The organism is Paenibacillus sp. HWE-109 (assembly GCF_022163125.1).
Taxonomy (GTDB): Bacteria; Bacillota; Bacilli; order Paenibacillales; family NBRC-103111; genus Paenibacillus_E.
This window is the reverse complement of sequence record NZ_CP091881.1, coordinates 1,268,018-1,283,217: the sequence shown is the minus strand read 5'-3', so window position 1 is coordinate 1,283,217 and position 15,200 is coordinate 1,268,018. Positions and strand designations below refer to the sequence as shown.

Below are 15,200 nucleotides of genomic sequence, written 5' to 3'. Positions count from 1 at the left end.
TGCAGATCGATGAATTCCTACATCATGCGATAATATTTTTTCCCGTATGTAACTGCGAAAAAAAGGCGTGTCCCGCAGCATGAAATCCCGGTGGCAGCGCATGCCCCATGAATGGGTGAACCTCAATCGTTTTGTTAACTGATACAATCCGATTATATGCGGCAAATATCGCCTCAGGCAAGCAAGTCGTGTCCTTCAATCCGACCGTCACATGCACGGGCAGCTTAATACGATGAGCCAAATTCATGATGTCAAAATAACTAAGCGTCCGCAGCACTTTATCAAGGCTGTCCGGAAAGCGAGTTACGAATTCCGCCACCTCGATAACCGAACTGACGGATTGCAGTATCGCCAGATCCATGTGGCACATATTCGGTACATGTGCGATTACTGCCCGTAGATTAGGCTCTATGGCGGATACAAGCAGTGCCAAACCGCCTCCTTGGCTGCCGCCAAAAACAAACACCCTCTCGGGGTCTATCTCCGGCATTATCAACGCACACCGTACAGCCCGTAAGCAATCGATAGCTACTGCTCGATAATAGGAGCTCTCAGGCTCAAGTATCCCCTGTGTCACCCACCCTTTGGTCATGCCGTAAGCTTGCATCAAACCGTTGCCGGTCTCCCCTCCTTGCCCCCGAATGTCGATAGCGAATACGGCGTACCCCATCAGCAGCCAAGCCGCATGATTCTCAGGTTGACCTTTGGAATCGGAGTAACCGTGAAAGGTTACGATACAGGGAAGCGGATGAGGCTGATGGAAGATTGGCAGCATATACCAAGCGTGAATCCGTGTATTAGCTGCCCCCTCCAATATAACTTTGTAAACTTTGGCCTGTAGGAACGGAGAGGTGACTTGCTCAACGGAAAATTCCATGGATTCTGCTGCTTCCAGAGCGATTTGCTCCCAAAAATCTTCCAAATCAGTTGGTGCCGTTAACTCTGGTACATACTGATGTAACGCATGAATTCGTGTTTCTATTGCGTTCATCCCTACACTCCTTTTGTGAATTGGTGATTTAACTATTAACGTAGGTATTCGGGCGCCTCTCCTGCTTAAACAAGACGCGCGCTTCGCCGCTTGCATTCCCTACAGACAGCCATGGCTGGTAATAAGACTTACTAAGGTCGATTTCAGTTAGCGCTATACCTTGCGTTTGTTCGGAAATCTGCGCAATAATTTGGCCTTGCGGATCGATGATTCTGCTCGGATTCTCGCCCCACATTCCTGCAACCACAACGTGAACCCCGCTATCAATTGCTCGCGCAAGAGACTGAATCAAAGCATTGCCCTGCGTAGGAACGAATACTATTTCCGCACCCTTCAACGTAAGAATTCTGGCGACTTCGGGAAAATAACAATCCCAACAAATCATCAGACCGATCCTTCCAAAATCGGTATCAAATACCGGATATTCGCGTCCTGGCGTAACGCCCATCTCAGCTTCATCAAGAGGCACATGCGTTTTTCGGTATTTCCCGGCTACCTGGCCGGATCGATCTATCAAGACCGCCGTATTATAAAGGACCTCACCATCCATTTCGAAAAAGCTAGTAATAATATAATAATGATACTTTTTCGCATAGTTCGAAAGAAAATGCATGAATGTGCCAGATATCGACTCACCAAAGAGTCCATAGCCCCTGCCTTCACAACCTTGCTCATATACGCATTCGCTAAGGCATACGACATCTGCACGTTCCACGCCAGCTTGCTCAAGAATTGTCCCCATTGCAGCTAAATTGTCCTTTCTATTGCCGGAAAACTTGTTGATTAGCGTAGTTGCTACCCTTATCTTTCTAGAACCTTCAGACTGTTTCTCAATGAAAGACGGCCTTCTCCAGACGATCGTACCACTCGTTGACCATCGGAAAGCAAGTTCCACCTCAACAGCTACCGCCCCTTCCGGCGCAATCATTGTTCTATGCAAATTCACCCATAGGTCTTCGAGCTCACTAGATTGATCTAAATAGTCTCTCGTCAGTAATTTGCCTTCAGGATCAGACCAAGTGAGCAAAACATAGCAGTTAAGACAATTTAACTCGATATCGGTTCCCCGATATTGGACATTGATTTCATATGTCTTTCCACCGGTTATCCCGGTAATTTTGCACATCCATTTTCCGTATTTCTCCAGAGTACCGTTTGCATGCATAACTAATACTGGTTCTTCGCCCCATACATCCTTCAGAAATTCCGGAGCGAGCGCCTCGTGCGGGGACCAGCTTATCCAATCCTTGGAATCGAACGTTTGTATCCGATTAACCATCGTTGTTCCCCCTCCTTTCAAAGACATTGCAAGTTATATTTTGAGTATAGCATTACAAATTATAGGCAGAAATCATGTAAAGTTATTGTTATGAGCGATATCTTATACTCTTTTATTATCGCAAGGCCATCTTAACTGAAGCCGAGGTGCCTGAGTTTTTAAAAATATCACTCTACACATCCCTCTTTTTAAAGACTCATTTTAAACCACTGATTTCCTTGTCAATACGCATGAATTATCTTTATTTCCAGGGTAAAATCAAGTATGATATTTATAAGTCAAATGAATGATTTATTTTAAAATACGAGCTTTTGAGGTATCCATATGAAACCACAGATTCTTCATTTCATAGCTCCACCTATTCCTTATTTTCTTGATTGCGGAAGCGCTTTCTATCAAGTTGGAGAACGTCATATAAATCGCAATAATATCGGTACATTTGATCTTATTGTTGTGAAACAAGGAGCCATCTTCATAGGTGAAGGGGCCCATGAATGGCATGTAAAGCAACATGAAGCCATCATACTGAGACCCGATCTTAATCACTATGGAACAATACCTTGTGAAAAAGAAACCGAGATTATCTGGATCCACTTCCATACTCACGGCGCTTGGGATGAATATATGGATATGAGCACTTGCCTAGAAAATCAGGCAACCTTAATTGAGAATCACAAAAAAAGCGCTTTTCTAAATCATGCTGAGGTTAACTCTATCTTCATACCAAAATATATAAAACTTACGAGCAAGGCATTAGAAATTTTAGAATACTTTTTTGAATTAGAACAGGAGTCTCGTTCACAGCGCAATTGGAGAAAGCAAAATACCTTCCAACTGTTTATGCAGCACATAAATCGGGAATTAATTTCCACAACTGATGTAACTGCTTTTCATTTAGCTGAAAAAGTTGAGTTATTTATTCGTCAAAACTACACAAAAAAGATTTCTAATGCCATGCTGCAGGAACACCTTAATTATCATCCTAATTATATAGCTAAATGTATGTTAAAAGTATTCGGCATGACTCCCAATGACTACCTGCTCTATTATCGGATTGAACAATCCAAAAAGTTTTTGATTCAAACGAATTGGTCGATGACGAGAGTAGCAGAAGAAAGCGGCTTCCAGCATGCCTCTTATTTTTCTTATTGTTTTTCGAATAAGGAAGGCATTTCACCACTAAATTTCCGAAAAAACTTCACTGGGTTTTCTTAATGAAGCTGCAAAGATCCTATAGCCTGCACTTGCAGGCCATAGGATCTTTGTTAACATTACAATGACTAGGAATTTCTTACTTTAACCTATGGGGTTACAATGTTTCCCGTCTTTAGCCATCCCGCTAATGAACGTATTGTATTTTATGTTCCAAAAACTTTCCACGATTCAATCCCTGTTGAAGTCGTTGACTTCGCTGTAATATTCACACGGATTTTGGTCGTAGAAACCGGTGTAAAGGTTGTCGTATTATATTGATTGGCAACAACACCTAAGCCTGACGGATTCCCTACAGTGACCCATGCTGTTCCGTTCCAATATTGCAGCGCATAAGAAGCCGGAAGATCAATGCCCTGATCGTCGTCAAACCAATAGATTGCTGAGCTCGACAATGTCTTCGCTGTTGCGAAATCATATTGCACCCATTGCGTTGTTCCCGGATTATCCCAATTTCCATAGACAGAGTGTCCTCTATCATTTGAACTTGTTGGCGTGTAGCCGTCGTTCAGACCAGCCAGACTTTCCCAAGAAGAAACGAAAGATGTTGTCGCTGTCCCTAGAGAAGAAATATCCTGCGGTCCCGATGAAGTGCCTGCTTGCAGCTTCACGTCATAGGTCGCATTAGTTCCAATGTTGAAACTTACAACCGTTTTTGACCCGGCAGTCGCAGTTACAGTACCTGCTTGTGCATTATTCAGCAGCACATTATAGGTGCCTGCTGCCAGACCCGTAAACGTTACTTTGGTAACATGAGCAGCCGAGGTCGTCGTATTTTTCAATGTAAAGTTCACATCATTCTTGGCAGTTGCTACCGCAGCAGCTGTGTATTGATCCCTTTCCAGTTCCATCGAGAACTTCTCGGTAATTAAATTCAGACGTTTATATAGACCATCTTTCGGTGTAATCGTATATTTACCGCTGTTCAATGTGACATCTGCGCCATATCCGTATAAGCCAAAGACTGGGTCAACTGCAATATCAGCACTCAACACTTTCAAAGCGCCAAAGAGCCCTAGATCGGCTTCCCCGCTCATCCCGCGCCAGCCATTAAATAATGGACCGCCATCGAGACCTAACGCACCATAATTACCTTTGTTTGCTTGGTAAGTCCAAGATACTGCACCGATATTGGCCGGGTCGCTGCTAATTTGACCCGAGTTTACGGCACTGACATTAGCGATCTTAGCTGCATAGGATAATCGTTGTTCCAACTCTGGTTTCGTAGAGTTCGTACGAATCCAGTCATCCATCGCATAGCCTGCCAGTGAAGTGCTGTACTGGAAGTTCCACCAGTTGTCTCCTGTTATCGTGACAGGATCTGCATAATAATACCATATAGGCATGTGTCCTCTTGATGCTCTTGTTTTATCATTAATCTTGCCTTTAATTGTATTGTTGTTATTCATTTTAGCTAACATGTAGACGGATTCCTCACCTGTATTATCGTAGCTGTATTCAGATCCGTATGGATAGGCATTCGCTGAGAAATTACTGTATTTTGTAGCCATTTTACTAATTATATCATTTGCTTGTGTCGTGTAGCCTTCCTCCTGCAGCGCCTTGATAATATCCGGCGTCGTCATTTCTCCCATTAACCCCGTATTCCAGTTATAGGCGACGGGACCGTCGTACAAAGCTTTAAAAATATTATAAGCGCGCAGCAAATAAGTATTTTTCGGGTTTTTGTACGTAACAAGATTCGGATATAGCTTAGCAATTTTGTACATGCTGAAATACGTATTGTAAATATGGGGATACGCGTAACCACGATAGGTTGGCGTTGTATTCGGCTGAGCCATCAGAAAGTCCGGCACAAGATAGTCGGTTTGATGTCCTTTCATCAGATTCGTCCATACCGCCGTTTCCAAATAATTATCAACTGCCGTTACTTCGGAAGCTACAGGAGTAATTGTATTTTTCTCGGCAAGGAATTGACCGTGTGTGAGTCCCCAATCATCGCCCCAGCCCCAATATCCTGCAAAATTATTCCGCTTGGCTTTTGTTTGCATCATCCAGTCATCAAACACTTTATCCCGGATGTCGCCAGGCACATTCCATTGTTGATTGTTCACCATGAATGTAGCATGACGCTGCAAAGCCGTATCAATCGGCTCAATGGCATAGAACTGAAGAACCGTTTTTTCCCCGCTTCCATAGGTGACCGTAACATTGTTCTGTCCCAGATGGCTCATCGTCATTTGATAAAGCTTATGATCTGTCCCCGTCGTTCCTAACGAAGTAATCGTTGTTTCCGTTGGATATTGCGCACTCACCGATGTAATCGCTTTCGAAGTATGCAAATCAAATTTAGCTGTTTGGTTGGTAGGCACGATCATACCTGGCACGACATTGAAATCAATCATGCCTTCGCTGTATAGTCTGTCTTGAACTGCATACTCATCGGCTGCTTTGAAGAATTTGAAAGCATATGTTTTACTTGCGCCTGGCGCTAGCACCAAGCTTGTGCTAGGCAAGTATCCGCGACCATTGCTTTTAATAACATTAGAATGGATATAGTAGACATTTAGTCCCTTGGCATACCCACCCTGATCTGCAGCCCACATACTGCCTGGGTGTTCCTCAACCCGCCAGTTGTCTTGATACTCCAATCCTGCGCCAGTCGTCGTGTCAGGCACCATGAGCAAGGAAGGTCCTATGCCACTTGGGCGCTGAGCCACGAGATAGGAGCTATTATTCCCAATAAATGCGTGAGAAATGGTACGTGTTTCATATATTTCTTCATTGTTACCTCCAGTAAAAAACTCATTGAATGGAAGTGGAAGACCGAAATCACCGATTTCTAACGTCTGAGTGCTCGTATTAGTAACGGTAATTTGCCATTTTAAATAATCACTGACAAGCGAATAGGATTCATCAACTTTAAAATTTTTAATTCCTGTACTGTTAGCAGAATTCTGATACGTAATATTAACCGTATTACCGGATTGGGTAACGGTTCTAGCATCCGAAGACTTACTTGTAAGCGCTTGCAACCATGAGCCGGAACCAAGCTTGTAAGTAAACATAAGCTCCCCAACCCATTGATGGTCGGCTGTATTCTGATTAGGCGCATTCGTGGCATTCATGACATAATTCGTTGGATACGTATCACCGCCAATTTGCAGAGAAGTAATCTCCCCATTCGTACCTGTCTGCACAGTGAAATTACTATTCGTAATCGTATTGGCTGCGGCTATCTGCGGCACCAACATCATCGCTGCTGCTGTAAAAGCAGAAGCTGCGAACATCTGTACTTTCTCCGAACTTGACAACTTGCCCCAACACTTACTAAGTATTTGCTTCATTATTATTCCTCTCTTTCGCTTCTTGAATGTCTTCAACCTTTTGAAGAAACTTCATCTGACGATTAGGGTCTAAGCTTCTTGATCCATGAAAAGAATCCCGTAACACCTCCTTATTCTGAGTTACCCATACATGCATATAGGATGCTGCAATGCGTTGCGCTTACAAACCTATCATATATAAATCAGTTGACTTTTACTTTAAGATTCACAACATGTTTTTTAAAAATATTAACCAAATCTACCAACAATTTACGTCGTGATGCTGGTGATTATCAGTTTCTATTCAATGCCGACAGTGAGAACGGTTATATATTAGCTGGATAAAAAATAGCCTAAAATCGTTTGATTTTAGGCATACCCATCTTCGCATTGCTTCCTCAATTAATAGGCATCCGGACTAATTTTTCATTCCGGTCATCGTGATTCCCTCTACAAAATACTTTTGACCAATCAGATAGAAAATGACGCCTGGAGCAAAAGAAAGGCACGTAGCAGCCATCGTCAACGCCCAATCTTGCTTCAATTGACCTTTAAAATTGGTAAGCCCCAATGCTATGGTGAATTTCTCGCTCGAATTAATGTAAATCATCTGTTGGAGCAAGTCATTCCATAAGCCGATGAAAATAAACAAGGCAACGACAATCATAGCGGGTTTGATCGCCGGCATAATAATGCTGAACAAAATGCGGAAGTACCCAGCGCCGTCAATTGTTGCGGCTTGGTCGAGTTCTCTCGGTATGGAGAGAATGAACTGCCTGATCAAAAAGATATTAAAAGCGCCGCCGCCGCAAAAATAGGGCAGAATCAATGGCAGATAGCTGTCATGGAGCCCCAGCCCCCGAGTCCATCCAATGTATAGGGGAATGAGCGTAACCATGGCAGGCAAGAGCATAGAACCGACGCATAGGATCCAGATCAATTGTTTGCCCCTAAACCGCAACCTTGCAAAGGCATATCCGCACAAGGTAGCCGTGAATGTCCCCCCCAAGCAGGAAGGAACGATAATTACCATCGTATTCCACAAATATTTCCAAAATTTAAATATATTCAATGTTTTTTCATAATTGGAAAATAACCAATTTTTCGGTATAAGAGACGGTGGATATTTGTAGATCTCGGGATTCGTCATTAGAGACGTACGGAATATCCACCAGATCGGAAAGAGCACGATGAGGGCAATTATTATGACAACTATAAGCGTAAGCACATTCATCGTTCGTTCACTGCGTTTCTTGCTTTTAAATCTGGAATATGCGACTTCGCTCATTTATCGTCGTCTCCTTCGGAAAAGATCCACCGTTTCGATGTCTTGAACAAAACAGCAGTAAAAGCGGCAAGAATGGCGAAAATAATAAAGGTCGTCGCACAGGCATAGCCCAGCTTGTAATTGACGAAAGCCTGATCATACATCAGATAGGTCATGAATCGGGAAGAGTTGCCCGGACCGCCATTGGTCAGAGCAAGAGCCGGCGTAACGACTTGAAGATTGGCAATCAAGCTCAGCAGCAGGTTGTAAAAAATGATCGGCGTCATACAAGGCAAGGTGACATGCAGGAAGCGTTTCCAGCCGTTTGCGCCATCCATTTCAGCCGCTTCATGATAGACGTTCGGAACGCTTTGAAGCCCGGCCAAGAAAATAACGATTAAGTTCCCCGACAGCCAGACTGCAATCAATGAAAGAGATGGGACTACGAAATTCGAATCCGCGATAAAGAGAACTTTGTTCAATCCGATTTCAGATAGGAGATAGTTGAAGAAACCAAAATTCGCTTCATAAAGCCAGGACCATCCTACGTATATAGCGGCAGCAGGCAAAACAAAAGGCACATAGAATACGGCTCTGAAAAAGCCCCTTGCCGGAATTTTACGATTCAACAGCATTGCGATGAAAAGTGAATAAATCATGCTTCCAGCTACGGATAAAAATGCGAAGTAGAGCGTTGCTATAATAGAGTCTTTAATATAAGGATCTGTGGTAAATAGCGTGATGTAATTACTGAAGCCGACAAATTCGGGATTTTTTAGCCCCGTCCAATTCGTCATACTAATGCCCAACACACCAAGAAGAGGTAGATAAGTAAGGAAGATTAGTCCGAGTATTGCCGGAATCAAGCATATATAAGCAACACGTGCTTCACTCGAAAAAAAGCGGGAACGGCGTTGCTGAGGTTTGTTAAAGGTCTCCATATCTTGCTCCCCACCTCAAATTTGAGGGATGACCGCCGCTTGCTTGTTCTTGGCGGTCATCCTTCCTATACGTTATTTTTTGCCTTTATTGGCTGCTTTCAATGCTTCGAGATTTTTGGTAATGGCGTCCTTGGCGGTAGTTTTACCAGTCCAAACATCGCCTAACGTCGATCCCAGCAAAGTATTAAAGTCTGTTGTATGATTCGTATAGAACCAAGAAGCAGGTCTCGCGGCTGAGGATTGCGCATAATCGACTACAGCAGACTTGTATTCGTTATACGGTGGGAAGTTCTTATTGTCGACCCATTTATGTGTAAGCGTTTCATCCGTATACCACTTTTTCAGTGTCGGCATCCAAATGCCTGATGAGATGAGTCCCCAGTTGTTTTCTTCGGCAGTGTACCATTTGAGCCATTCCATTGCTTCTTTCGGATGCTTTGTTTGAGAGAATACGACATTGGCACCACCTGTATTGAGGGTAACCTTTTCCTTCAAGTAAGGTAATACGGCTACGCCATATTTCAGCCCTGCCTCCTTGGCTGCATTTAAGCTAGTTCCGACGTTCCACGCGCCATTCGTGGCCATGGCGACCGTTCCTGCGATGATGGTACGCTGAATGCCATCATCCGTCTGTCCAACTGATAACGGAGCAACATGGTCTTTCAAGTACAGATCCGCGACTTTCTGAATCGCTTCCATACTGGCGTCTTCCCCAATTCTCACCGATGTACCGTCACCCGAATAGAAAGCGCCGCCGTTGCTAAGCACCCAAGCTTCCAACTGCCATGCCAGATTTTCGACGGATGCCCCATACTGTACGATGCTCTGTGAATTAAAGCCAGCCTCGTCAGGATGTTTGCCATTCTTGTCGAGCGTCAGCTTCTTCGCCGTTGCTACGAATTCGTCCCATGTCCATGCTTTATCCAATGCGGATGGAGGATAAGGTACCTTCGCTTTGTCGAACATGTCTTTGTTGTAATAAAGGAGGAGGATTTCATTGGCAGCAGCATAGGCTACGGTTTTGCCTTGATACTTGTAGGCCAGGCTATCCAGTGGCTTGCTCTCACTTCCCGTGTACATGCCACTTACATCATTCAGCATGCCATCGGAGGACCACTGGATGACGCCATCCTCTTTTAGTATCCCCGTATCCGGCAATTGACCTGCCGTTGCTTGCGTATTCAGCTTGGTCATGTAGTTTTCCCAAGGAATCGCTTGCACTTTGACTTCGATTTTGCTTTGCGAAGCATTAAACTTATCCGCAGCTTCCTGCGTTTTTTTCCCCTCATCTTCGCTTCCCCACATCGAATAGGTAATCTTCACTTTCTCCGTGGAAGGAGCCGTCGTCGTCTGCGGTGCCTTCGTTGCCGCTTCTCCCGTTGGCGATGCGTTTGGTTTATCGTTACTCGTGGAGCATCCAGCCATCATGCTTAAGATCAAGACCGTAGACACGCTAAACATGAATCCTTTTTTCATTGTTTTCATATTAACCCCTCCATCATATATAATTCATCATCATTCCTTGATTTCCCCCGCGTTGACGGGTAATATTTCCTCTGAAATATAAGGCGGTTATCCTGTCGGTTGCTCCCTTCCCTCCTTGACCAGAGTTAACAATTGTTATTTATCCTTGCACCTCATGAGGGTAATACCGTATTTTCTCTGATCCACACTCTCATCTCGCCGCTTCCCCGGTTCGCCCAAGCAAAGTATGGGATGAACCGGGCGATCGTCGCTTCTACGTGATCCTCGGCATTTACGCGGTACAGTTGATCCTGCCAACCTTCGTTTTGGATCCGATAGGCGGTTAAATCGATAGTGAGCAGTCCGCCTAACAAGCTGCTGTCAAAGTTAACTTGATCTTCGAAACCCGGACGGATGATCAGCTTATGCAGCCCTTTGCCATTATCGGCTTCCTCCAGGCAGTACACCATTGGCCCTCTCTGGATAGCGACCATGCCTACGGTCTCTCGAATTTCCGGATTGCCTTTCATCGGACTAACGTTCATCGGTAGAACCAGATGGACGATATCACCTACGTTCCATTCCCGTTCGAGATAAAGATAACCGTTAACCAAGCGCATAGCAGATTCCGCTACCGGTTGCCCGTTAACCTTGACATCCCACGATCCGCACCAGCTTGGTATCCGAAGAGCCAAAGCGAAGGTTTTGGGCCCATCCATCATTAGCTCGAATCGGACGTTACCATTCCAAGGGAGCTCGGAATGCTGGATGAGCCCAACGGTGCTGCCATCCACCTCCACCGTGACTTGACTTCCAATATATAAGTGAGTATAAAGGGCATGCCCATGGAACGAGTAGATATAGCTGCCTAGAGAGGCAAGCAGCCTAGCGATATTAGGCGGACAACAAGCGCAACCGAACCATCGCTGCCTTTCCATCTTCACGTGATCGAAATTCTGATTCTTACCGCTTGCTTCAGGCCAAACTTCCAACGGATTCACGTAGAAGAAGTGCTGTCCGTCGCGAGACATCCCGCCGATAACGGTGTTATAGAGCGCTCTCTCCATGACGTCCGCGTATTCGCTTCTCGGCTCGATCTGAAGCATGCGCTGGGCGAAGAAGATGAGACCGATCGATGCGCACGTCTCGGCGTAAGCCGTATCGTTTGGTAAATCGTAATCGAGAGTGAACGACTCGCCGTACGACATCGAGCCAATCGAGCCCGTAATATACATCCGCTTGTTCACGATGTTATGCCAGAGCGCCCGGCATGCCTTCAGCAACTCTTCGTCTCCTGTCGCTGCAGCGACGTCGGCCATACCCGTGCACATATATACGACCCGCACTGCGTGACCTTCAGCCGTCCGCTGCATTCGAATCGGGATGTGCGCTTGGCTGTAAGCTTTGTCTTTGGCTATCTTCAGCGCTTGGAAATGAGTTTCGCCATTCCTGCGATCGAACTCTAAGTCGTAGAAGTGGGGAGTCTGCCCTCTCTCATCCAAGAAGAACTTCGCCAATTTCATATACCGCTCGTTCGAGGTGACTCTGTAGAGCTTCATTAGTGCTAACTCGATCTCTTGGTGCCCGTCATAACCTTTGATCTTTCCATCTTCTGCCCCGAACGTCGCATCGATGCAGTCAGCCAGCTTGCAAGCCACTTCCAGAATCTTGCCCTTCCCCGTTGCCTTCTCATAGGCGACCGCCGCTTCGATCAAATGACCCGCGCAGTAGAGCTCGTGGCACTCCGCGAGATTCGTCCATCTCCCCGCCATTTCTTTGAGTGTAAAATAAGTATTTAAGTATCCGTCCGCATGCTGAGCCTTAGCGATCACATCAACGACTTCGTCCGCTACCTTTTCCAAATCGGGATCAGGCATTTGCTCCAATAGATAACCGACGGCTTCGAGCCACTTGGCCACATCGCTGTCTTGGAACACCATGCCGTAGAAGTCGCCCTGCTCCAAGCCGGCAGCGATTCTGAAATTCCGGATGGCGTGACTCGGCTCGTTGCCTTCGATTCGGTCATTAAGTGCCTCCCACTGGTAAGGTACTACAACATCGCGAATCAATGAAATATAAGGGGACCAGAAGTCATCCTTGATTATCACGTTCTTCAATTGAACCGGTGTTGGGATAGAAATATTACTCATCAAGGCTGCCCCTTTACTTTATAAATTCCACTTTCTATGAAAGCGCTATTATTATAATACATGTGATATCATGTTTTTAATTAAGGATTATCAACCACTTTTTTAAAAATTACAACCAATAGAAAATATCCCAAATGAGATCTCCGATCTTATATTTCAACTCTCCGCCTATCCCTTATTTCATCAATTGCGGCGTGCGTTCTTCGGCGAAGGAGCGAGACATGCTGGCTATGATCAGCTTGGAGATGAGCTCAGTCTGCTAAAAAACCGGCACTCCACAGAGTCCCGGTTCTAATATCCACCTATCCAACTTCACTCTACCACGCAACCCGCTGTTGATGTCGTGAACACGAAGATACGTAAGACGTGTTCACTTACCGCTTTGTAAATTCAACTTTTCTAGAATCCCTCGCAAACACTCCGCACCGCTTGCAATCCTTTCCTCCATTTGTGCCAAATAAGGTATCGCTTCGTAGGCATCGACGGCTGGCAGCTCTCCGGAGGCAAGCTTCTGCTCTACCGCTTTTACGAGCTTGATAAATTGTCCGAATTCATAGGGCGTCAAGTTCTGGTTTGGAGTGAACCATTCCTGCTCGAACACCGGGAATTCAAAAATCCACTTGTGATCTTCGATCGACAAAGGCAAATCCGGGTTATACTCACCCAAAATGGCAATGATGCTCGCGAGATCGACAATCCCTTGGCCGGGCGCCTTTCCTTGCCTGCTGACCCCATTCGCCGAGAAGAAAACGATGCCATCCTTGATGTGGGTCAAGTGCGTATAGGGAGCAACTCGTCTGGCCGCCAATACAGGGTCTTCCGCATTTACCAGCGTATTCCCGGTATCGAGGTTTACGCCGCATATATCCGAACCGGCGGCTTCGACGACATGTAGAATATCGAAGGTGGAGTCGCCGTGATTCTCCAGATTGATCCGACTGCCGCACGCCTCCAGCACCGGTCTCAGGCTTCGCACGAAATCGGCACTCTTCGATAAGTGCGTATTCCATGGAACGGGATGCTTGTATCGTTCGTCACTCCTGCTAATGATGCCCGCCAGCTCATGCCAGCCGGCTTTGGCGAAGGCTTGAATATCAAGAATCATCGCCGTTCTCGCTTCGTCTTCTGATTGCTGCAGAAGCGGATTGCAGACACCTACAGAAACGTTTATATACATCCCGAGTGAATCGGCGTAATTCCTTAAGTTCAATAGTTCACCCACATCACGCTTGCTGCTCAATCCGTCCATGCCGCCAAACTGCACGCCTTCCAACCCTCGTTTGTTGGCATAATCTAGACACTGATAAGGATCCAGGTTCAATTCCCGGAGCGTAAAGCTGTCGATTCCTATCCGCAAAGCCAATCCTCCTTTAATCGTCTGACTACCGCTTTCAATATGTCGGTTGCAAGGGAAGGCTGACTACCGCCTTCGTTTCCTCAGCCCGATAAGCGGCTTCCGCCACTTCAACCGTTTTACGGCTGTCTGTCCCATCGGTTAACATTTCCGCCTGTTCGCCTCTCAAGCTTTTCACCCATTGCTCGATACAGCGCTGGTGGCCCGTTAATTCTTTCTTGACGTCTACCTTGACGAAACTTCCTTCACCTTTCATGTCATACTGAAACTGCTTGGATGATCCGTCATGAATTTTGACGTATGTACCTTTGCCGCTCATAAAATAAGCTTCACCCTTCGTACCGGTGACGTGATTGAATTCGTACCATAATCCATCCGGAGCATGATGCGATTGCGTATACCAGTTGATGGAGAGCAGGGCCAGTGCGCCCGATCGCATTTTGGCCAATACGGCCCCGATGCTTTCCCCTTCCATGCGATCCGGCTCCGTTTTCGTCATGCAAGTCACCTGATCCACTTCCCCTTCATACCATCTGAGCGAATCGATCTGGTGGGTAAGACAGCTCATAATGGCACCGCCGCCAAGCATTTCCTTCGATCGCACCCAGCTTCGCTCGGGGAAAACGACGTTCTGGTTGTGCTCCAACTTCCAGAACAAAATGTCTCCCAGTTCGCCGGATTCGACCACCCGCTTAAGCGCCTGCCAATCGGCATCGTAACGCCGGTCATGGCAGACGGTAAGCGATACGCCGGCTTTCTCGCAAGCTCGGATCATTAGATCGCACTCTTGCACATTGCGGGCCATCACTTTCTCGATCAGCACATGCTTGCCTGCTTCCGCAGCGGCGATTGCCGCAGGCGCGTGCAAATAATGCGGAAGCAGAATATCCACGGCATCCACTTCTTTGTCAGTCAAAATCTCGGTATAATCTTCTACATGGCAACATTCTCGCCCAACAGTCTTCGAATCTCACTATGGCGGCTTGGGTCAGTCTCGGCCACAACGACTTCGCAAAGATCCGCGAGACGTGTATACCCTGGGGCATGTGCAGTCAAAATGCCTCCTCCGCCCAGAATGCCGATCTTCAGTTTAGCGCTCATTCCTGATTCATCTCCCTCATAATTTCTGTCACGGGAAGATTATCTCACCGGGGGATGTCACGTTGAAATGACAAATTGTCTGATTTTATACACCTTTTGTTCGGAGCCTGCTTCATTCCGTTTGATTCAGCTGCGCGATCCACTATAATAAGTG

General features: G+C 46.0%; 11 protein-coding genes and 1 pseudogene. 1 reads left to right on the top strand and 11 read right to left on the bottom strand.

What is annotated here, in order from left to right; translation table 11 throughout:
- Window positions 1-22: 22 nt before the first annotated feature.
- Entirely contained in the window at window positions 23-991 is a 969-nt protein-coding gene (locus tag LOZ80_RS05230) for an acetylxylan esterase (protein ID WP_238170433.1), read from the bottom strand.
- 28 nt (window positions 992-1,019) lie between these two features.
- Window positions 1,020-2,270, bottom strand: coding sequence for a carbon-nitrogen hydrolase family protein (locus LOZ80_RS05225; RefSeq protein ID WP_238170432.1), 1,251 nt, complete (start codon window positions 2,268-2,270; stop codon window positions 1,020-1,022).
- 324 nt (window positions 2,271-2,594) lie between these two features.
- On the opposite strand from LOZ80_RS05225, the gene LOZ80_RS05220 reads away from it, so the two are divergent.
- Complete coding sequence (locus LOZ80_RS05220) at window positions 2,595-3,485, top strand: helix-turn-helix transcriptional regulator (RefSeq protein ID WP_238170431.1); 891 nt, start codon at window positions 2,595-2,597, stop codon at window positions 3,483-3,485.
- Between the two features lie 143 nt (window positions 3,486-3,628).
- Here LOZ80_RS05220 and LOZ80_RS39405 read toward each other — a convergent pair whose 3' ends face one another.
- The 9 genes and pseudogenes from LOZ80_RS39405 to LOZ80_RS05180 all read right to left on the bottom strand — a co-directional run bounded on the left by LOZ80_RS39405 (window position 3,629) and on the right by LOZ80_RS05180 (window position 15,046).
- Window positions 3,629-4,093, bottom strand: coding sequence for a discoidin domain-containing protein (locus tag LOZ80_RS39405; protein ID WP_443147050.1), 465 nt, complete (start codon window positions 4,091-4,093; stop codon window positions 3,629-3,631).
- Window positions 4,067-6,697: pseudogene (locus LOZ80_RS05215) on the bottom strand (DUF5695 domain-containing protein); the annotation flags it as partial. The gene LOZ80_RS39405 and the pseudogene LOZ80_RS05215, both read right to left, overlap by 27 nt.
- 490 nt (window positions 6,698-7,187) lie before the next feature.
- Complete coding sequence (locus tag LOZ80_RS05210; protein ID WP_238170429.1) at window positions 7,188-8,057, bottom strand: carbohydrate ABC transporter permease; 870 nt, start codon at window positions 8,055-8,057, stop codon at window positions 7,188-7,190.
- Window positions 8,054-8,977 (bottom strand): carbohydrate ABC transporter permease, encoded by a 924-nt coding sequence (locus LOZ80_RS05205; protein WP_238170428.1) that lies wholly within the window; start codon window positions 8,975-8,977, stop codon window positions 8,054-8,056. The genes LOZ80_RS05210 and LOZ80_RS05205 overlap by 4 nt, the downstream gene beginning before the upstream one ends.
- 72 nt (window positions 8,978-9,049) lie before the next feature.
- Window positions 9,050-10,462: an ABC transporter substrate-binding protein gene (locus tag LOZ80_RS05200; protein WP_238170427.1), complete on the bottom strand. Its 1,413-nt coding sequence runs from the start codon at window positions 10,460-10,462 to the stop codon at window positions 9,050-9,052.
- Between the two features lie 152 nt (window positions 10,463-10,614).
- A complete protein-coding gene (locus tag LOZ80_RS05195) occupies window positions 10,615-12,591 on the bottom strand; it encodes a glycoside hydrolase family 127 protein (RefSeq protein WP_238170426.1) in 1,977 nt (658 codons plus the stop codon).
- Window positions 12,592-12,961: 370 nt separating this feature from the next.
- Window positions 12,962-13,948, bottom strand: coding sequence for a sugar phosphate isomerase/epimerase family protein (locus LOZ80_RS05190; protein WP_238170425.1), 987 nt, complete (start codon window positions 13,946-13,948; stop codon window positions 12,962-12,964).
- Window positions 13,949-13,982: 34 nt separating this feature from the next.
- Window positions 13,983-14,861, bottom strand: coding sequence for a Gfo/Idh/MocA family protein (locus LOZ80_RS05185; RefSeq protein ID WP_238170424.1), 879 nt, complete (start codon window positions 14,859-14,861; stop codon window positions 13,983-13,985).
- 17 nt (window positions 14,862-14,878) lie between these two features.
- Window positions 14,879-15,046: a hypothetical protein gene (locus LOZ80_RS05180; protein ID WP_238170423.1), complete on the bottom strand. Its 168-nt coding sequence runs from the start codon at window positions 15,044-15,046 to the stop codon at window positions 14,879-14,881.
- Between the last annotated feature and the right edge of the window lie 154 nt (window positions 15,047-15,200).